The organism is Acidaminococcus hominis, from assembly GCF_900291475.1.
Taxonomy (GTDB): Bacteria; Bacillota; Negativicutes; order Acidaminococcales; family Acidaminococcaceae; genus Acidaminococcus; species Acidaminococcus hominis.
This window is the reverse complement of sequence record NZ_OLMM01000005.1, coordinates 463,983-483,166: the sequence shown is the minus strand read 5'-3', so window position 1 is coordinate 483,166 and position 19,184 is coordinate 463,983. Positions and strand designations below refer to the sequence as shown.

General features: G+C 51.8%; 15 protein-coding genes and 1 pseudogene. 7 read left to right on the top strand and 9 right to left on the bottom strand.

Translation table 11 applies throughout. The features are described from left to right. Window positions 1-279: 279 nt before the first annotated feature. The 6 genes and pseudogenes from C7E10_RS08660 to C7E10_RS08635 all read left to right on the top strand — a co-directional run bounded on the left by C7E10_RS08660 (window position 280) and on the right by C7E10_RS08635 (window position 6,508). Window positions 280-1,284: an ABC transporter ATP-binding protein gene (locus C7E10_RS08660; protein WP_105326905.1), complete on the top strand. Its 1,005-nt coding sequence runs from the start codon at window positions 280-282 to the stop codon at window positions 1,282-1,284. Then, a complete protein-coding gene (locus C7E10_RS08655) occupies window positions 1,281-2,141 on the top strand; it encodes an ABC transporter permease (RefSeq protein WP_105326904.1) in 861 nt (286 codons plus the stop codon). Before C7E10_RS08660 ends, C7E10_RS08655 begins: the two co-directional genes overlap by 4 nt. After that, entirely contained in the window at window positions 2,122-2,919 is a 798-nt protein-coding gene (locus C7E10_RS08650; protein WP_105326903.1) for an ABC transporter permease, read from the top strand. Before C7E10_RS08655 ends, C7E10_RS08650 begins: the two co-directional genes overlap by 20 nt. Before the next feature lie 3 nt (window positions 2,920-2,922). After that, window positions 2,923-3,978 carry an ABC transporter substrate-binding protein gene (locus tag C7E10_RS08645; protein ID WP_105326902.1) on the top strand — a complete coding sequence of 352 codons (1,056 nt, stop codon included), beginning with the start codon at window positions 2,923-2,925 and terminating at the stop codon, window positions 3,976-3,978. Window positions 3,979-4,216: 238 nt separating this feature from the next. Further along, entirely contained in the window at window positions 4,217-5,401 is a 1,185-nt protein-coding gene (locus tag C7E10_RS08640; RefSeq protein WP_105326901.1) for an MFS transporter, read from the top strand. A 20-nt stretch (window positions 5,402-5,421) separates the two neighbouring features. Beyond that, window positions 5,422-6,508, top strand: a pseudogene (locus C7E10_RS08635) (alpha/beta hydrolase). A gap of 81 nt (window positions 6,509-6,589) precedes the next feature. Here C7E10_RS08635 and C7E10_RS08630 read toward each other — a convergent pair. The 7 genes from C7E10_RS08630 to C7E10_RS08600 form a co-directional block, all read right to left on the bottom strand. Next, complete coding sequence (locus tag C7E10_RS08630) at window positions 6,590-7,042, bottom strand: hypothetical protein (RefSeq protein WP_146109056.1); 453 nt, start codon at window positions 7,040-7,042, stop codon at window positions 6,590-6,592. Between the two features lie 55 nt (window positions 7,043-7,097). After that, window positions 7,098-8,297: an LL-diaminopimelate aminotransferase gene (locus C7E10_RS08625; RefSeq protein ID WP_105326899.1), complete on the bottom strand. Its 1,200-nt coding sequence runs from the start codon at window positions 8,295-8,297 to the stop codon at window positions 7,098-7,100. Between the two features lie 63 nt (window positions 8,298-8,360). Beyond that, on the bottom strand, window positions 8,361-9,236 hold the full coding sequence (gene dapF, locus C7E10_RS08620) for a diaminopimelate epimerase (RefSeq protein WP_105326898.1): 876 nt from the start codon (window positions 9,234-9,236) through the stop codon (window positions 8,361-8,363). Between the two features lie 146 nt (window positions 9,237-9,382). Next, the gene (locus C7E10_RS08615; protein ID WP_199614808.1) at window positions 9,383-10,714 is read right to left on the bottom strand and encodes a purple acid phosphatase family protein; all 1,332 of its coding nucleotides are present in this window, start codon (window positions 10,712-10,714) and stop codon (window positions 9,383-9,385) included. A 150-nt stretch (window positions 10,715-10,864) separates the two neighbouring features. Then, window positions 10,865-11,470 carry a flavodoxin gene (locus C7E10_RS08610; RefSeq protein ID WP_105326896.1) on the bottom strand — a complete coding sequence of 202 codons (606 nt, stop codon included), beginning with the start codon at window positions 11,468-11,470 and terminating at the stop codon, window positions 10,865-10,867. Window positions 11,471-11,659: 189 nt separating this feature from the next. Then, the gene (locus C7E10_RS08605; RefSeq protein WP_105326895.1) at window positions 11,660-12,667 is read right to left on the bottom strand and encodes an N-acetylmuramoyl-L-alanine amidase family protein; all 1,008 of its coding nucleotides are present in this window, start codon (window positions 12,665-12,667) and stop codon (window positions 11,660-11,662) included. A 241-nt stretch (window positions 12,668-12,908) separates the two neighbouring features. Next, window positions 12,909-15,899 carry an ESPR-type extended signal peptide-containing protein gene (locus C7E10_RS08600; RefSeq protein WP_105326894.1) on the bottom strand — a complete coding sequence of 997 codons (2,991 nt, stop codon included), beginning with the start codon at window positions 15,897-15,899 and terminating at the stop codon, window positions 12,909-12,911. A gap of 266 nt (window positions 15,900-16,165) precedes the next feature. On the opposite strand from C7E10_RS08600, the gene C7E10_RS08595 reads away from it, so the two are divergent. Then, window positions 16,166-16,891 carry a LytR/AlgR family response regulator transcription factor gene (locus C7E10_RS08595; RefSeq protein WP_105326893.1) on the top strand — a complete coding sequence of 242 codons (726 nt, stop codon included), beginning with the start codon at window positions 16,166-16,168 and terminating at the stop codon, window positions 16,889-16,891. Here the strand turns inward: C7E10_RS08595 and C7E10_RS08590 are convergent. Further along, complete coding sequence (locus C7E10_RS08590) at window positions 16,888-18,246, bottom strand: GHKL domain-containing protein (protein ID WP_105326892.1); 1,359 nt, start codon at window positions 18,244-18,246, stop codon at window positions 16,888-16,890. The two genes, C7E10_RS08595 and C7E10_RS08590, sit on opposite strands and share 4 nt — an antisense overlap. Beyond that, complete coding sequence (locus C7E10_RS08585; RefSeq protein WP_105326891.1) at window positions 18,243-19,154, bottom strand: hypothetical protein; 912 nt, start codon at window positions 19,152-19,154, stop codon at window positions 18,243-18,245. Before C7E10_RS08585 ends, C7E10_RS08590 begins: the two co-directional genes overlap by 4 nt. Between the last annotated feature and the right edge of the window lie 30 nt (window positions 19,155-19,184).

Here is a 19,184-nt window from a genome sequence, read left to right as displayed (position 1 = left end):
CCTCTCCCGGACCTAAAATCCGGCTTTCCCATTTTGGCTGCTTTCTGCTTCATATCTAAACTGTATTTCATAGAAACATATTCGTTAGCCTCCTATGAAATTCCTGCAATCTTTTCCGTAACATGAACCGTTTTTCGAATATCGTTTCAAAGGTAGCAAAATCCGGGAAAATTTTACAAAAAAATGGGTTTTTCTTGCCTTTCTTTTCTGTTATCGCAGGGGCAAACATGCTATAATGTGCGTATTGTTTAAAATAAGAAAGGTCGTGACAACTGAGAGATGAAAGAAATGATTCGCCTGGTGGGTATCACCAAGGAATTTGAGAACAACGTGATTATTCCGCCGCTGGATTTGACCATATACGACGGAGAATTCGTTACCCTGCTGGGACCGTCCGGCTGTGGTAAAACTACCATTCTGCGTATGATTGCCGGACTGGAAACTCCCAGTACCGGTCATATTTATCTGGATGACGAAGATGTAACAAAACTGGCACCCTATAAACGCAATGTCAATATGGTCTTCCAGCATTACGCCCTGTTCCCCCACATGACCGTGGAGGACAACATCCGCTTTGGCCTGATGATGAAGAAGGTCCCCAAGGAAGAACAGCAGGAACGCATCGACCAGGTGCTGTACCTGACCCAATTGGAGAACCTTCGCTACCGAAAGCCCCAGCAGATGAGCGGCGGCCAGCAGCAGCGGGTGGCCATCGCCCGGGCTCTGGTGAACAACCCCAAGGTACTGCTTTTGGACGAACCCCTGGGCGCCCTGGACTATAAGCTGCGGAAAAAAATGCAGCTGGATTTGAAAAATCTCCAACGCGGCCTGGGCATCACTTTCATCTATGTAACCCATGATCAGGAAGAAGCCCTGACCATGAGCGACCGTGTTATTATCGTCAACGGCGGGCGGATTGAGCAGGACGATCCCCCCACCCGGATTTACCAGGCTCCCAAAAGCAAGTTTGCCGCCAGCTTTATTGGCGAAAACAACTTCTTTGACATTGAGGGAGATGAGGACCATCTGATTTCCGTGCGGCCGGAATTCGTCATCGTTACCAAGGAAGAAGACGAAGACCCGGACAAACCCGGTTCCTTCTATTACGGCACCGTGGTGGAAATCCTGTTCTGCGGCACCTTTGACAAGGTGTTCATCCGTCTGGACAATTCCAATGAGTTGGTCACTGCCTATCAATACTATGATGACCACAAGCGCTGGGAACCGGATGATCGGGTAGGAATCCGGTGGAACGCCAAGGACAGCGTTCGGGTGACGAAATGAAGCGGGGAAAATGGCTGGTATTGCCTTCCATGGGGTGGCTGACAATCTTTTTTGCGCTGCCCCTTTTGATTGTGGTTGCAGTATCCTTTGCCTCCCGTTCCACCTACGGACAGGTGATTTTTCATTGGACCCTGAACAACTACGTGCGTTTTTTTGAGCCTCTTTACATTCAAATTTTCGCTTCCACCCTGTTTACCGCAGTGGTGACCACGCTGTTTACCTTTGCCCTGGGCTATCCCATTGCCTACACCATTGCCATGATCATGCCCAAGCGGTGGCAGCAGATGGGGATTATCCTGGTGATGATTCCTTTCTGGATCAACTTCCTAATCCGGTCCTACGCCTGGGTAATTATTCTCCGGGCCCAAGGCCTGGTGAACACCTTCCTGCTCCATTTGGGCGTCATTGAAGTACCCATGATTCTTTTGTACAACGATTATGCAGTGATGCTGGGCATGGTCTACGCCCTGCTGCCGTTTATGATTCTTCCCATCTACGTTTCCCTGGAACAGATGGACAAACGGCTTCTGGAAGCTGCCAGTGACCTGGGCGCCAAACCCTTTACAGCTTTCCGTAAAGTAACCCTGCCCCTGACCATGCCGGGGGTAGCCGCCGGCTCCATCCTGGTATTCATTTCTTCCCTGGGCATGTTTGTAGTGCCCGATGTAATGGGCGGCGCCAAAAGCGCCCTGATCGGCAACGTCATCCAGGACCAGTTCCTGGCCGCCCGGGATTGGCCTTTCGGCTCCAGCTTGTCCATTATCTTGGCCATTTTGGCCCTGCTGCTCATTGTGCTTTACTATAAGGCCCTCCAGGCCCAGAAGGGAGGCCATCACCATGCAGAAAAGCTGGCGTAGTGCTACTTTGGTTGCCTATTCCCTGGGGGTTTTGGCGTTTCTGTACCTGCCCCTGGTGATTTTGTCCCTGTATTCCTTCAATGAATCCCGAATCAACGCTGTGTGGACGGGCTTTACCCTGAAATGGTACATTTCCCTGCTCCACGATGACCAAGTGCTGTCCGCCCTGGGCAACAGCTTGATTATTGCTTCCATTACTACGGTAGTTACCACCATTATGGGTACCATGGCCGCCCTGGCCCTTCACCGGTACCAGTACAAGTACAAGGCTGCCATGAACAGCCTGCTGTACCTGCCCATCCTGATTCCGGAAATCGTTATGGGCCTGTCCCTTTTGGTGCTGTTCTCCCAGGCCGGCATTCCTTTGGGCAAAATCACCCTGACCATTGCCCACATTACCTTCTGCCTGTCCTTCGTGATTATCACCGTAGGAGCCCGGCTGGAAGGCTGCCGGCAGGACCTGGAAGAAGCGGCCAGCGATCTGTACGCCACTCCCTGGCAGGCTTTCCGGTATGTGACCTTCCCCATGATCCTTCCGGGCATTGTGGCAGGAGCCCTGATGGCCTTTACCCTGTCCATTGATGACTTTGTCATCAGCTTCTTTGTGGCCGGGCCCAACTCCACCACCCTTCCCCTGTACATTTACGCCATGGTAAAACGGGGAATTTCGCCTCAGATCAACGCCCTTTCCACCTGCATGATGCTGATCACCATTTCCCTGGTGGTTGTTTCCCAACTGCTGCAAAAGCAGGGGTATCATTCTTCCAGAAAGGACTGAGCCATGAAAAAAATTAAGATTTTCTTTTTGGTCTGTCTGACCCTTCTCACCGCCCTTTTCAGTACCGGCTGCGGCAGTGACAAGGACAGCGATAAGGAAGTGCTGAACCTGTACAGCTGGGCGGATATCTACGATCCCGCCCTGATCAAGGAATTTGAAAAGGAATATAACTGCAAGGTCAACTACGACGTGTTCTCCAACAACGAAGAACTGCTGGCCAAACTCCAGGCCGGCGGCGCCCAGTATGACCTGATCCAGCCCTCGGACTACATGGTTTCCACCATGATCAAGCTGGGTATGCTGGAAAAGCTGGATAAGGCAGCCATGCCCAACATCCAAAACCTGACCCCCGAGCTGCAGCACCCGGAATTTGACCCCAACCAGGAATATTCCGTGGTCTATACCTGGGGCATGACGGGCATTGTGTACAACAAGAAGTACATCAAGACCCCGCCCACCTCCTGGAATGACCTGTGGGACCCCAAGTACAAAGGCCGTGTCATTCTTCTGAACGACAGCCGGGAAGTACTGGGCATGGGGCTGAAGAAAAACGGCTATTCCTACAATTCCACGGATCCGGAACAGGTGAAAAAGTCTTTCGAGGACTTGAAAGCCCTGGCCCCCGGGGTACTGGCCTATGATACGGACAGCCTGAAGCAGAAATTCATTGCCGAAGAAGGCTGGATTGGAACCATGTGGTCCGGCGATGCCTACTTCAGCCATCTGGACAACCCCAACCTGGGCTTTGTGATTCCCAAGGAAGGCACCACTGTCTGGGCCGATGCCCTGGCCATTCCCAAAGGGGCCAAACACAAGGAACTGGCGGAGAAATTCATCAACTTCCTGTATGACCCCAAGGTCAGCGCCCAGAACTACGAATACATCGGCTACAACGACCCCAACGTGAAAGCCCGGGAATTCCACTCCAAGGAATTCCTGGAGGATCCCATGCTGCAAACCGCAGCGGACAACTTCTCCAAAGGAGAATGGCTCCACGATATTGGAGATGCCATTACCATGTACGACCATTACTGGACGGAGCTGAAGACCGTCAAATAAGCAACAAGAGCAAGAACCCGACAGAACACACCTTCTGCCGGGTTCTTTTCCATTCTCAGGGGCTTTTCCCGTTTTTACATCTAACTGCTCCTATCAAAAGAATACCGCTTCTAAAGCCCAATTTGGGCCTGAAGCGGCTTTCTTTATTTTTATGCTCTTAAAGCATAATTTATAAAAGTATATAGGTATTTGTTATTCATCTTTTCCTAGTTTATACTGTTTGCAGAAAGGAGAGTCTATGAAAAACCTGCGTTTATTTCTCTTTATTTTAGCCATAGGCGTATTCGGCATCTTGAATACGGAAATGGGAGTCATTGGCATTCTGCCCGCTGTGGCTGAACGCTTTTCCGTTCCCATCTCCCAGGCAGGCCTTTTGGTCAGCTTGTTCGCCCTGGTAGTTGCCGGGGCCGGGCCCGTTATGCCCCTGCTGTTTTCCCGCTTCAACCGGAAAACCGTCATGCTTTTTGTGCTGGGGCTTTTCGCCGTATGCAACCTGCTTTCTGCTTTTACCGACAGTTTTGCCGTACTTTTGGCCGCCCGGATCATTCCCGCCTTCTTTCATCCGGTGTACTGCTCCCTGGCCTTTGCCGCAGCCGCCCAGGAGGCACCCGCTGGTGAGGGCCCCAAAGCCGTGGGCAAGGTAATGATTGGCACCGCCGCCGGCATGGTGGTAGGCGTTCCCGTCAGCAACTTTCTGGCCGCCCAATTTTCTTTAGAAGCGTCCCTGCTGTTTTTCGCAGCAGTAACAGCCCTGGCCTTCCTGGCAACCCTGCTTTGGGTGCCCTCCCTGCCTGTGCATCAGGTTCTGAGCTATGGCAGCCAGCTGGCCGTACTGAAAAAGCCCGTAGTTTGGCAGGCCATTTTGGCCGTGGTATTTATGAACGGAGCCGTCTTCGGTGTCTTCAGCTACCTGGCAGATTATCTGGACCGGGTCACCGGCCTGAACCCCCAAAACGTCAGTCTGCTGCTGCTGCTCTATGGGCTGGCCAATGTGGTGGGCAGCTATATTTCCGGCGGCCTCCTGATCCGCTTTCCCCGCTCTTCGGTCCAAGCCTTTCCCTTTGTGCTGGCCGCCCTGTATGGGCTGCTGAGCTTGGCCGGCACTTCCGCCAGCTTTACCGCTCTGGTAATTCTTCTTTGGGGAATTCTGGGCGGCATCAATGCCAACATGAACCAGTACTGGCTGACCACTGCGGCCCCGGAAGCTGCGGCCTTTGCCAACGGACTGTTCCTGACAGCCGCCAATTTGGGCACCATGGCTGCCAGCCTGCTCTGCGGCCAGCTGATTGACCGCTATGGAACCAGTTTCGTTTTAAGCGGCGGCGTTTTCTTTGCTGCTGTCAGTGCCCTGTTTATTTTCTGGCGTACCAGCCAATCCGGTACCCCAATTTCTGTACTGCAAAAAGGAGGAAATGTATTATGATGTCCAAAGCAAAAAAAATAATGGTATCCCTGCTGCTGTGCAGCAGCGTCTTTTCAGCAGTAGGCTATACGGGAAAAGCCCAGGCAGCTGATTTCTTCGCTCCCCTGCCGGCCACTACCCCGGCTCCCACCGATACCGCCGGCCATCCTGACAACTTTTACAAGAGCAGCCAGGTGACCAAACAGACGGTTTCTTTTAAGAACCTGTATGATATGAAGGTAGCCGGCAGCCTGTTTGTACCCAAAGACCTGAAAAAGGCAGAAAAACTTCCGGCCATTATTGTGGGCCATCCCATGGGCGCCGTAAAGGAGCAAAGCTCCGACCTGTACGCCCAAAAGCTGGCGGAAAAGGGCTTTGTAACCCTGGCCATTGACCTGTCCTACTGGGGCGAAAGCGAAGGCCAACCCCGGAACAGCGTAAACCCCGATGTCTACGCCGAAGATTTCAGTGCCGCCGTGGATTACCTGGGCAAGCAGAATTTTGTCAACCGGGATAAGATCGGGGTTCTGGGCATCTGCGGCAGCGGCAGTTTCGTCATCAGCGCCGCCAAGCTTGATCCCCGGATGAAGGCCGTAGCCACCGTAAGCATGTACAATATGGGCAACGCCAACCGCTGGGGCCTGAACAAATCCCAGACCGTGGAACAGCGCAAGGCCATTCTGGAACAGGCCGCCCAGGAACGCTGGGCAGAAGCTGACGGAGCTCCCGTAAAATATACCAGCGGCACCACCCACGCCATTGACAGCAGCACCAACCCCATCCAAAAGGAATTCTATGATTTCTACCGCACCACCCGGGGCTCCTACACTACGCCGGGAGAAAATCCGGAACATACCACCCATCCGACCCTGGTCAGCAACGTAAAGTTTATGAACTTCTATCCCTTTGAAGATATCGAGACCATCTCTCCCCGGCCCATGCTGTTTATTACCGGCGACCAGGCCCATTCCAAGGAATTCAGCGAAGACGCCTACCGCCGGGCAGCAGAACCCAAGGAACTGTATGTACTACGTAAAGGGCGCCGGCCATGTGGACCTGTACGATAAGGTGGACCTGATTCCCTGGGGCAAACTCACCCAATTCTTCACCAAGTATCTGAAAAACTAAATACCACAGACAAAAAAATTCCTGGCCCCGTAGGGTCAGGAATTTTTTGTTGCAAGCCTTTTGGATAATTTCCCAAGAAACTTATTTGGCAGCAGCTGCCTTATCCTGGGTATTTTCCGTTTTGATTTCTACCGGAGTCACGTTAACGCCCTGGAGCAAAGCTTTCTTGTCTTTGGTCACAAAGAGGAAAGTCAATTGCACATTCGGGGATTTTCTTGCTTTGCCCAAGTAGATCAGACGGTCTGCATCCGGGAACTTGTCCAGCCGTACCAGGGTAGCATCGCTGACTTTGCCCAGTTGGTCGGTAACGCCCTTTTGCATATTGCTGAGAGCCTTATCGTTAAAGTTCTTTTGCAATTCTGGGGTAAAGTTCTTGGATACATCAGCCAGTTCGCCTTGGCCCTGCAGCAGGTTCACTACTTGGGTAACGGTCTTTTCTTCCTGATTCAACAGGTCACTGGCGGGGCTGGCAAAACCCATACTTGCCAAACCCATGGACAAAACGGCGGTCAATGCTAATGCTAATTTCTTCATACGCAAACACCCTTTCCTGTTTTTAAGAATTGACTCTGGTTGGTAAAAAACAATTTTAAATGCTGTCTTTCTCAATCCGTTCCATGGCTTCCTTGGTGCCCTCATGGGTACCGAAAGCGCTGAGACGCAGGTAACCTTCCCCCATGGTGCCGAAACCAGCGCCGGGAGTGCCTACAATGGCCAGGTCATTGAGCAGGTGGTCAAAATATTCCCAGCTGCCCATATGGTTGGGACATTGCATCCAAACGTAAGGAGAATACTTGCCGCCGAAATACTTGTAGCCTTTCTTGTCAAAGGTTTCCATGATCATGCGGGCATTTTCACGGTAGTAAGCCAGCATTTCGCCGCATTCCTTTTCCCCTTCCGGAGACATGGCAGCTTCTGCACCCCGTTGTACAATGTAGTTGACCCCATTGAACTTGGTGGTCTGCCGGCGCAGCCACATTTTGTTCAGGCTCATTTCCTTGCCTTCCGGAGATTTCCGTTTCAGGCCCAGGGGAACTACGGTGTAGCCGCAGCGGGTGCCGGTAAAGCCTGCCGTCTTGGAGAAGGAGCAGATTTCAATGGCATAATCCTTGGCGCCGGGAACCTCGTAAATAGAGCGGGGGATGTTCTCATCCGTAATAAACGCTTCGTAAGCTGCATCGTACAGCAGAATGGCATCATACTTCTTGGCGTATTCTACCCAAACTGCCAGCTGGTCCCGGGTGTAAACGGCACCGGTGGGGTTGTTGGGAGAACACAGGTATACAATATCGGCTTTTACATCAAAGTCCGGCATGGGCAGGAAGCCGTTCTCCGGAGTGCCGTTCATGTACAAAATCTTGCGGCCGCGCATCAGGTTGGTATCCACATAAACGGGATAAACCGGATCCGGAACCAGGATTACGTTGCTGTCGTCAAACAGGTCGGTCATATTGCCGCAGTCGCTTTTGGCACCATCGCTGATGAAAATTTCCTTGCTGTCCAGTTCCACTCCATGACGAGCGTAGTAGGCAACAATGGCTTCATGCAGGAAATCGTAACCTTGTTCAGGGCCATAACCCCGGAAGGTTTCTTTCTTGCCCATTTCCTGGACAGCCTTGGTCATCGCATCCACAACTACAGGAGCCAGCGGCAGGGTAACATCGCCAATGCCCATTTTAATCAATTTCTTTTCGGGATGGGCTTTGGTGAAAGCAGCTACCCGTGCTGCAATATCAGAAAACAAATAGCTGTCCTTTAATTTTGCATAATTGCCATTTACTAAAGCCATAGTAATCTCCTTTATGTGCTGAGCGCTCTTATATGTTTATTTTAAATTAGCAATGGGGTAAAGTCAATCCAAGTTATCGGGAAGTTCCATTTCTCCCTCAAAAACAGTGGTGGCCGGTCCCTTCAGGATAATCTCCCCATCGGGCTGGACCTTCACCTGGAGCATACCGCCTTTGGCTTCCACCTTGACGAATTCTCCTGGTTTGCCGGCTTTGCCCAGGGTAAGCACCGTATAGCCTACTGCGCAGGCGCCGGTTCCGCAGGCCCAGGTTTCCCCGCTGCCCCGCTCCCAAACCCGGAATTTCACGTGGTTGGCATCGATTACCTGGACAAACTCCACATTGACCTGTTCCGGAAAGACCGGAGAGGTTTCAATGATGCGGCCCACTTCTTCCACCGGAGCCGTTTCCACCTCGTCCACAAACAGGACAAAATGGGGATTGCCCATGGATACCGCCGTTCCCTGTACCTGGAAGGTACTGCCATCCGGCCGGGTGAAAGTCACCCCTTGGTTGATGCAGGTCTCTGCGTCCCATTGCATAGGAATCAGCTGCGTTCTTGTTTCGGCCTTGCCCATGGCCACTTCGGCCTCCGTCACCTTGCCGTTCTGGACCGTCATATGGATGGTTTTGATCCCGGCCAGGGTTTCCAGGGTAATGGTATCCTTTTTGGTCAAACCCTTGTCATAAACAAATTTGGCCACACAGCGGCTGCCATTGCCGCACATCTTGCCTTCTGAGGCATCGGCATTGAACATACGCATACGGAAATCCGCCTTCTCAGACGGGCAAATGCAGATCAGACCATCGGAACCAACCCCAAAACGGCGATGGCTCACCAGCTCCGAAATTTTCCCCGGCTGCGGCAGCATCTTTTCCATACAATTCACATACACATAGTCGTTTCCACAGCCATGCATCTTTGTGAATGATAGCTTCAAGGCAACAACCTCCTTCTGCCTTCTGCCCCACAGGGAGCAGAATTCTCAATAATAGTAGTATTTTACTGCATTCTGTCCATTCTGTAAAGAAAAACTTGTCACATTTTCGTGACAAGTTTTCATAATTTTGTATACTTTGTTCAGTTTTACTTGACCACCGTTGCCGTATCAAGCAGCGTGCCATTGGGCAGGTAGCAGCGAATCCGCAGCATATTGTCCTGCTTCTCCAGCACCAGATAGTTATCCGTCTCCGGCTGCGGTGCCACCATCACATCCAGGCTATGCCGGGCCCACAGGGAAGGATACCGCACATTGCCGGCCACGCCGGTAATAATGTATAACGGCCCCTGGGGCGCCCGCTGGAAGTTCTGGATAATGCCCCGGTTCCGGTAGGTGTGCAGATGGGCGGACAGTACCAGGTCAATATGGTACTGGTCAAACAGGGGCATCCACTGCCGGCCTTCTTCCGAAAAGCCCTCTTTCCGGTCGGCGCCGGGCCGGGTTTCCGGATTAAAGGCGTATTGCAGGGGATCCTTATGCATCAGCACCACATTCCACTTTTTCTGGTTTTTGGCCATATCTGCCTTGAACCAGGCCATTTCATCCGCCAAAAGACTGGGCTCAAAATCGGCCATTTCCTGGGTTTGGGTATCCAGCACCACAAAGTGCACATCTCCCACATTGAAGGAATAAAACCGGTTGGGATAGGCCTTGTACCCATTGGCCGGCAGGGAGAACAGTTTCATATAGGCTTCCGGCCGGCGAACCTTCCAGTCCAGGTTATAGGTTTCGTGGTTGCCCATAAGAGGCGCCACCGGAATCTTTTCCGCCATGGGTTCCACCACGTCAAACCAGGCATTCCACTGGGAAGCATCCTCCCCATTGTCCACCAGGTCCCCCATGTTGATGAAGAACTGGGCATCCTGGTTCCGTTCCCAGGCGGGCATAGCCGTTTCCTTCCAGACACTGTAATCGCTGGACTGGGAGTCCGGGAATACCAGCGCCTTAAAATCATTGCCCTTAAACGTATGAAGTGCCAGCCAGTTTCCTGCCTTCTTGGCATAGCGGATCCGGTATTCGTAGTCCGTTCCCGGCTTCAGCTTGGTCAAATACGCCGTATGGATGTAGGTTTCCTTGCCCCCATCGGTGAACTTCTCCTCTGCTGCAGAAACCGTCTGGGAGTCATTTTGGCCCTTTACCCGGTATTCCACCACGGGGTTTTCCTGGGCAAAGGAAGACTGCCACATAATGGTCCGGCTGGTGGAAGGATCCGCAGTCATTACCTGCCGGATATTGGTCACCTCCGAACCGGAAATCAAATCGTAGTGGATGGCTTTCTCCTGGCCCCAGCGCAGAGCTTGGAGCACAGGGGCCTTGGCGTAGCTGGGGGCTAACTGCCAAAAGGCAGCGCCCAAACCTGCCAGGCAGACCAAAAAAAGCAGCAGCTTCAAAAATCTGCGGAGCCATTTATTGTGCATATCCATAATCCTCCTGATTGTAAATTGGGTTTCTTTGGTAAGAATATTACTCTTTATTATACCGAAACCTGGGAAAAAAAGAAGCCCCTTTTGCTGGCAGCCGGGCAGAAAGAAAGGACACTCACTGCCGTGGGTGCCCTTAGACAAAGCTTATTTTTTCAGCCAATCCTTTACTTCAGCTGCACCAGCGCCGCCGGCAAAGCGTTTGCCTTCCTGCCAATTGCCGGTTTTTGCTGCTTTGGCCAGGTTGGAGCCGCTGCTGCCAAAAGAGCTGCTGTAGGAAGTAGCAAAAGGAATCACTTTCTTGCCGTCGAAATTATGGTTTTCTACAAAGGTGTAGAGAATATTGGGAGCCTGTCCCCACCAGATGGGATAGCCAATATAAACGGTCTTATAAGAACCCCAGTCAGCCACATCCCCTTTAATGGCAGGACGGATGGACGGATCCTTATGTTCCTTTACGCTCCGGCTATCGTTGTTGTTATAGTCCAAATCGGCCGCCGTATACGGCTGGGCCGCTTCGATAGCATACAGGGTGCCGCCGGTTTCCTGGGCAAGAGCTTCCGCCACCTTTTTGGTATTTCCCGTATTGGAGAAATAGACTACCAAGGTTTTGCCCTCAGCTGCGGCACTGCTGTCCGCTGCAGCTGCCGCCTTATTGCCGCCAGCCGGTGCTGCCGTAGAAGCCGTTTCTCCGCAGGCGCCCACCACAAGGGCCAAACAACAGACCAGAACGGCCATCAATTTTTTCCACATAATAACCCCTCCCAAAAAAAGTCAAACTAAATACCCGGAAAACAAGTATGTTTTTCCTACAACAATTATAGTCAGGGTAAGGGAAAATAACAAATACCTATTGAGAATTATCCATGATAGGAAAAAGTAATCATAAAAAGCAATGGAGTCCGTTCTTTAGCGGGCCAGCATATTTTCTCCGCCAATTGCCTACACTCCAGCCTCCTCAAATTTTTCAATTCCCCGCGCAATAGCCTCTGCAATTTTATCCAGGAAATGCTCGGAGAGCAGCAGCTGTTCCTCCCTTTTATTCGTCATAAACAGGCATTCCACCAAAGCACTGGGCATTGAAGATTTGCGATTGACGTACAGCCGGGAAGCAAAGATGCCTCGATCCGTCACAGCAGCCGTTTTCATTAACTCAGTCTGTAGGTCATAGGCAAAGTTCTTATCATAGGGTGTCTTGGGCGTATAATACGTGGAATAGCCTCCAACACTGCGATTCGTACTCGCATTGCAATGAATACTGAGAAACAGGTCAGAACGGGTCTTTTCGGCCACATCAACGCGGGCCTGGAGTTCCTGCTGATCCGTAGCCGTAGGTCCAAAAACATCGCGGTCACTATATCGCGTTAAATAGACCGTTGCTCCCTTCTGTTCAAGGAGCTTCTTTACCCGAAGGGCAAGAGGCAGGGTTACTTCCTTTTCCTTGAGCCCGCTTTCAAGGCCATGGGTCCCAGGATCGGAACCCCCATGACCAGGGTCTAGCGTAATCCGTTTCCCTTTGAGTCCGCCCCCTACCCTGTATTCTCGCTCGAATACAGGCGCCACGTCGATTACAATGCGCGGCGGCCGTTTTGTTTCCGCATCGGCCTTCAAAGCAAATATCTTAAAATCCGCCCGGGTTGGGTTTTCATCCGTATGGATATGAATTAACGTCCCTTTTGGCGTCTTTTGCAAACGGACCGTCCTTACGTGAGTGGATTCACGCGGCTGGTAGATGGGAGCGATTGAGGGTTCCAGTATGCCATTAATAAAAATATGGGCCTCTCCTTCCAAGATTTTTGTCTTGTAAGGAAGCGGCTCATCCGATTCAATCACAACCCTTAGCTGCCCTTTCTGGTTGACTCCATAAGATACACCCACAATGTGCCCTGCCGCTTCTGCACTGCCCCAAAAACAAAAAAACAGCAATAACAAAACAATCCATTTTTTCAAGTCTTTCAGCTCCTTACTTGCAAATAATTTGCATTCGCTTTTAAATTATAGTTAGTGTCAGCAAACCTGTCAACCAAAGAAACCTATTTTTCTGTTTCGTCCTATGCTTTGCAGGTCCAGTAAAAATAGCTGAAGACAAGCTTACAGGCCTTCTGCCGCTGCGTAACACAAATTCACCCTGGCTGGATTGCCAGGGTGAATTTGCAAGGGTATTCAGGTTTTATTTACTTCAGCTAGTGGGTTACGCCTGTCTCTTAGCCGCCAGGGCCTGGAGTTCCGGCCGGAATTCCTGCACCAGTTTGACTTCGGCCTTGGCCCCTTTGCTCAGGGCGTTATAGATGATTTCCGCCATTTCGTAGCGGGTCAGGGTCCGGTCACCATGATATTTGCCGTCTGCCTCCCCTTTGAGGATACCTTTCTCGGCCAGTTTACTGACCGCCTCATAAGCCCAATGGTTGGCCGGCACATCCGGAAATTCCCTGCTCATATGGGGATTCAGTGCCCCCAAGAGAGCGTCCAGCCGTGCCTGGAGTTCATTCACCTGTTTCGCCAAAGCGGCATTGGTATTTTCAGCCTGCTCCAGCCGTTTGCTGCTCCGGCCCAGTTTAAAGGTTACCCCGCCGCCTACCAGGTTTTCGCCATTGCCAAAACTGGAAGAGACATTAAGCATTACCCGGTCAGTAGGCCGGTAGAATACGCCCAGGGCACCGGCGGCTGCGCTGCCATAGTTCCCTACCGCGGCGGCCACGCTGACTTTGGAGTCTTCATCGAAATCCAGGGGATGGAGGTTAGCCAGGGCCGCTGCGCTGGCCCCCACCTTGTCCACCCGGCTGTCCAGCCTGTCCACTCGCTGGTTAGTGCTATACAGCTGGCTGCCGTTTACCGCATCCTTGCTGTCCGGGGCCAGTTCTCCCGGTGCCACATTGGTGATTTTCTGGTCATTGGCGTTGATGCCGTTCTTGTCAATGTAGGTCTTGTCCCCAATCTTATAGGAACTGGCCGATACTTCGCCGGCTATGGAAGCATTGCCGCCCACCTTCAGGTCTTTTTCCAGCGTGACGATATCCTTGAAGGAAGCTGCTTGGGCCACTTCCAAGGTACCGTCCAGCTTGGTATTGCCTTTCACCTCCAGCTCTTTGCCTACCGTAACGCTGCCTTGCAAGTCCGAAGCACCTTTTACTGTCAGGTTCTGGTCGATGGCGGCACTGCCCCGGACCCCCAGGTCTTTCATGACCTCCGCATAGTCCATGGTTGCTTTGCCCGTTTGGAGGGTATTCCCGGAAATCGTCGTCTTCGTAAGCGAACCGCCTTCCAAAGCCGTGCTGTGACCTGTGTTTTCAAAAGTCGTACCCTCTGTAGTCGTAGTCACCGTCGTATTCCCTACCACGTCCAGGATGCTCGTACCAGCCGTATGCGTAATGCCATCGGCAGCTGTATTCACCAGGTTCTTGGCGTTATTGGTGATGGTACCAGTGGCTGCCTGATTGGTAATATCCTGCGCGGTCTGGGTACTGCTGGTTGTATTGGTGCCAGCTGTCACCTCCGCCAAAATCTGACCCGTGGTTTGCCGGAAGGTGGATTTCGTCTTCTCATCGTTGCTGCTGACGACATTTTCCAGTTGTCCCGCGGTCAACGTACTGGAGCCTTTGGCTATGTCATCTTTCACCTTTACGGTGCTGCCCTTTTCATCAAAAGTGGCTTCGCTGGTATAAAGCGTGCCGCTATCAATCTTCTCATTTTCGGAGTGGGTACTGCCCGCGCTAATGGTCGTATAGTTGCTGGAATTGGTGTCTCCGCTGGTTAGGGTGCCGCTGGCCGTAAGGTCTTTGACACCGGTCACCGTACCGTCAGTTGCTACATTCACTGTACCGATGGTACCAGAAACTGCGGTCAGGCTGCCCTCGGCATCTACCGTGAATTTGCCGTCCGCCCCTTTGATTTCCCCGGTGGCTTTAAGGGCTGCTTTGGCGTCGTTGTAGGAATCGCCGCCGGTATAAATACCGTCGTCATCCATCAGGGAGCTGTTCGTACCCACCTTGATGCCGTGTTCATCAATGGTCACCTGGTTATCCTTTCCTTGGTTGATAATCAGGGTATCCACTGCCGTTTGGCTATTGGTCACTGCGCCAGTTTCTGCATTGACAGCAGTGCTGTTTTTCATTAGGACATTGTCACTGCCAATGACCATCCCGCCATTTACGGCACCGGCCAGGGCAGTATCAGCAGCGATGCGGGCGGTTTTCTCGTTCCCCACTGCGGTATCCAGGGCATTCAGGTTCTGGCCTACGGTACTTGTGGTCGCAACGTAAGTGCCGGCTTTAAGGCTGCCGTCATTAACCCCGGAGGTGCCGGTGAGGGTAGAAGTTTTTATTTGCGTTGCATCAATGGTAGTAGTATAGTTTCCTCTCTGATAGTATAGTGTAATCGATGGATTCGATTCCGTATCCATTGTGAGTTTACTGGCAGAGAGGCTGGTCGTTCCAATAAAGTCTTCACTAATGGTAGTAGCGCCGCTGCCAAAATCAATGGAACTACTGGTGATGGTAGTGGAATGCCAGGTGTTAACATCATCTTGAACTTTTATAGTATTGTTATTGATAATGGTTGACCCAGTAGCACCATCAATCGTCAGAGAATCTGCAATCTTGTCCTGCTTACCCGCCAGTGCCGTCTTGGTGGCATAGGTAGCTGCAATGTTGTTTCCCTCTCCATCGTTGGTGGCATTGGTGGCATTGGTTGCCGTAGTGGCGGTATCCGCTTTGACAGCAGCGTCAACTTTCCCGTCCTCATTAACATCTGCCTTTTTTTCCAATGCCGCATTTACACTTTCCTGGGTAGCATAGGTATCTGCAATATTTTTTCCATTGCCATCGTTAGTGGCATTGGTAGCGATATCCGCAGTGTCCGCTTTGACAGCAGCAGCAACTTTCCCGTCCGTATTAAGATCTGCTTTTTTCTCCAGTTCTGCATTCACTTCAATCTTGGTGTACACTTCATCGGTGGTATACACGGTGGCCGAGACTCCTGGATCTGTTGTCCCTATAGTGACGGCTGCCCAGGCGTTTCCTCCTACGCCAAAGGTCAGCAGTACAGCCAGAACCGCTGCGGGCTGGAACAGTTTGCTCCGTTTACCCCCGGCCCCGCTGCCCTTGGACCGGCTTTTAGCCAGTTCGGACACCACCATATACATTCCCCGTGCCCGATTCCAAATGACCTGATAGATCCTGTTCATACAATTTCCCTCTTTTCTTCTCCCACAGTTTGGGCTATTGTATCCTTCCTATTAACTACACTATACCAAAGTCTTTACAGGAAAATTTACAATTGGCAAGAAAGGGCGCTTTTTTGGCATGACCAGCAAAAATTTGCGCTTGCCTATTTCCCAGGTGCATTTCGTGAAAAAAAACCGCCTGTTTAGGACGGTTTTCTCAGAAAGCGTTTGTATTTGTGTATAATAGAATTAACAAGCTAACAGGTTACGGAAAGGAGAGGTGCAGGATGCTGCACATTGCTATCTGCGACGATTTGCCGGATCAAGTACAAATGATTCAGGCCGCTGCGGAAATCTACTTCCAAAACAAAAAAGAAACCGTGGAATACCGGACCTATACCGATGGCTTCGCCTTTATCGATGCCATCAGCCAGGGGTGCCCGTTCGATATCGTCCTGCTGGATGTGTGCATGCCGGGCATTCTGGGCACCGAGGTGGCCCGTGCCCTCCGGGAAAAACACAGCCAGGCGGAAATCATCTTCCTGACCACCAGCGACGAATTTGCCGTAGACGCTTTTGCCGTAAAGGCCACGGATTATCTGCTGAAACCCTTTACCCAGGCCCAATTCAACAAAGCCCTGGACCGGGCCGTAAGCTATATCCGGCAGCGCAGCAGCGCCAAAATCATCTTTCGGCTGGTAGGCGGAGGAATCCGGGTAGAAGAAATCGCCCAAATTCTTTTTCTGGAAAACCATGGCCACGTTATGGAAGTCTATCTGGCCGACGGCAGTACCCTGGAAACCCGGAAGTCCGGCCAGGAAATGAAGGCCGACCTGGATAAAATCGCCCCGGGACAGTTTCTTTCCCCCACCAAGGGTTACCTGGTAAACCTGGCCGCCATCCACTTGATCAAGGCTGAATATGTGGAAATCCAGGGCCACCAGATTCCCCTGGGGAAACGCAAATATCGGGATTTTCAGGAACAGTATTTCCAGTTTATGTTTGACCTTTAACCGTCTTCACCCCCTGTTTGGGTTTGGGCAGCTACTTGCAGGTAGGTCTGAAACCAGCCATCTTTCTGTTGGCACAGGATGCTGGCCCCGTACTTGTCCCGGAACCGAACCAAGGATTTCATGCCAATCCCATGGCCCTTCACATGGGTCACCGGCAGACCGTTTTCGTCCAATTCCACAGGTGCATCGAACAGATTCTTCACCAAAATGTTCAGCACCCCAGCCTGGTGCAGGGCCAGTACCGTAATGTTCCGCTTTTCCCTTGGCTGCTTCTGGCTGGCCAAAAGGGCATTCTCTACCAGGTTGGACAGGACAATGGACAGATCCACACTGCATTCCAGTCCTGGAGGCAGGTCCGCTGCAATGGTTACCGGGATTCCCCATTCCCGGGCTTTGGCAAAATATACCGTCAGCGCTGCATTGATTACGGGATTCTGGCAATACTGGGGCAGTTTGGTGGTATTGAAGCGTTCTCCCAGTTTATCGATGCAGTGCAGAACCCCATCCCGGTCCTTTTGCTGGACCCGCTCCAGCAAATAGGCCAAAAGCTCCCGTTTTTCCTGGTAGAGAGCCTCCATGCGCTGCCGGGATTCCTGGGCCAACCGAATGTAATTTTCCGTGGAAGTAAACTGCTGCTGCAGCTGGTGATTCTTTTCAAAGATTTGGATGCCCTGATAGACCTCCTCCTGGCTAGTGCGGATGGACGCCAGGAGAAGCACCGCAATCACCAGCAGGAAGAACCGGGGCAGCAGCAAATCAAAGACCCCCGGCAGCACAAAGTCGTACAGACTCACGTACAGGCTTTCCACGGCCAGCAGCACCGGAATCAGGGTAATATACCGCCAGTACCGCCGGGTAGCAGCCTGGGAAAAATGGCTGAACACCTGGGTAAAGAACCGCAGCAAAAAGGGAAAGGCCAATAGGGACAGAAAACCGTACAAGAGGGTCTGCTGCCCTGCTCGCTGGGAAGTTGCCAAAAGGGGAAAAAATTCCTGGCTAAGTCCCTGGCTTAGGGTAAACAGAATACCGGAAAACAGGATCCGGAAGGCAAACACATACAGCTGGCCAATCCAAAAGCGGCTGGTAAACCCCAGACACAGCAAAACCTGAGGAAGCCAGGAGCAGTCCCGGAGGACCCAATAACTGGTCTGGGAATCTTCAAAAATACCCTGCTGCTGCAGCAGGGTAAAGCCTGCCGCTTCCAAGAGCACCAGCCCCCACCAACCCCGCCAAAGCAGCTTTTGCTGCTGAGCGGGCAGAAATTGCCGGAAGGGCAAAAAATGGAGTAAAGCAAAAGGCTGAACCAGTATAAGGAAGAATGTAGTAATACCCAGGGTAGCGAAAAAAGAGCTCATGGTTCTTCTACCTCTTTCTGCAGCTGTTTCAGTTGTTTTTCTGCTTCCGCGAAATAGCCCTGTTCTGTCAGCTGGGCCAGAAGCCGCAGCTGGTGCCGGCTATCATGGCGCAAAATAGCCATTTTTTGCTGTTCCTTCTGGAGCAGTGCCGCATAAAGATTGAGCTGCTCCAGCTGATCCTGGAGAACCACATTCTTTTCCTTCTGCCTCCGCAGCTGATCTGCGTGCCGGATACCACTCCGGACAGCCGCCACCAGGCACACCGCCACCAAAAGAAGAATGCCCCGGCTCAGAAGCGTATACACATAGATGGAAACAAGCGTGACAGCCTCTGTGGGCAGATCGTAGTAATCCATATTGGTCAGGTAATAGCACAGCAGCAGCGGCACCGGTCCCAAATAGTACCAATAGGCCGGCCGCACCCGCAGCTGTTTCCGGGTGAAAAGCCGTCCCAGCAGCCGCTGCATCAAGGGCATTCCCAAAAGGAACAGAAACAGATAGAGGCCAAAATATTCCAGCATCTCATGGGCTTCCCATTTGGCAGGCCAGCCCAACTTATAGATCTCCATGGACACTGTATGGATGAACAGCATATAAATGGACTGAAGCCCCAAAACAAAGATATGCCGAAACCAGTAAGGTCGGATGGTGAAAACCAGCAGCAGCACATGGGGCAGGTAGCTGATAAAATACAACTGCTGATAGGTATGAGTCCGGGAAACCAGGACCCCCTGACTATAGAGAACGGAAATCAGTACAAATTCCAACAAGAAAATAATCAAATGGCCGCAGAGCAAAAATCGGCGCACAGACCTGGAGGCCAGAATCCGAAAAGGATAGTACCGCAAATAGGCCGACGGCAAAAGGGAAAAACAAAAGAGAAGAATGGTCATAAACTTATACCCCATTTTTCACTTCCCCTTTCTCTTGTTTGATGG

Bases quoted from the DNA above. Each gene is read 5' to 3' on its own strand.
- C7E10_RS08660 (WP_105326905.1), top strand. From the start codon at position 280: ATGAAAGAAATGATTCGCCTGGTGGGTATCACCAAGGAATTTGAGAAC.
- C7E10_RS08655 (WP_105326904.1), top strand. From the start codon at position 1,281: ATGAAGCGGGGAAAATGGCTGGTATTGCCTTCCATGGGGTGGCTGACA.
- C7E10_RS08650 (WP_105326903.1), top strand. From the start codon at position 2,122: ATGCAGAAAAGCTGGCGTAGTGCTACTTTGGTTGCCTATTCCCTGGGG.
- C7E10_RS08645 (WP_105326902.1), top strand. From the start codon at position 2,923: ATGAAAAAAATTAAGATTTTCTTTTTGGTCTGTCTGACCCTTCTCACC.
- C7E10_RS08640 (WP_105326901.1), top strand. From the start codon at position 4,217: ATGAAAAACCTGCGTTTATTTCTCTTTATTTTAGCCATAGGCGTATTC.
- C7E10_RS08630 (WP_146109056.1), bottom strand. From the start codon at position 7,042: ATGAAGAAATTAGCATTAGCATTGACCGCCGTTTTGTCCATGGGTTTG.
- C7E10_RS08625 (WP_105326899.1), bottom strand. From the start codon at position 8,297: ATGGCTTTAGTAAATGGCAATTATGCAAAATTAAAGGACAGCTATTTG.
- C7E10_RS08615 (WP_199614808.1), bottom strand. From the start codon at position 10,714: ATGCACAATAAATGGCTCCGCAGATTTTTGAAGCTGCTGCTTTTTTTG.
- C7E10_RS08610 (WP_105326896.1), bottom strand. From the start codon at position 11,470: ATGTGGAAAAAATTGATGGCCGTTCTGGTCTGTTGTTTGGCCCTTGTG.
- C7E10_RS08600 (WP_105326894.1), bottom strand. From the start codon at position 15,899: ATGAACAGGATCTATCAGGTCATTTGGAATCGGGCACGGGGAATGTAT.
- C7E10_RS08595 (WP_105326893.1), top strand. From the start codon at position 16,166: ATGCTGCACATTGCTATCTGCGACGATTTGCCGGATCAAGTACAAATG.
- C7E10_RS08590 (WP_105326892.1), bottom strand. From the start codon at position 18,246: ATGAGCTCTTTTTTCGCTACCCTGGGTATTACTACATTCTTCCTTATA.
- C7E10_RS08585 (WP_105326891.1), bottom strand. From the start codon at position 19,154: ATGGGGTATAAGTTTATGACCATTCTTCTCTTTTGTTTTTCCCTTTTG.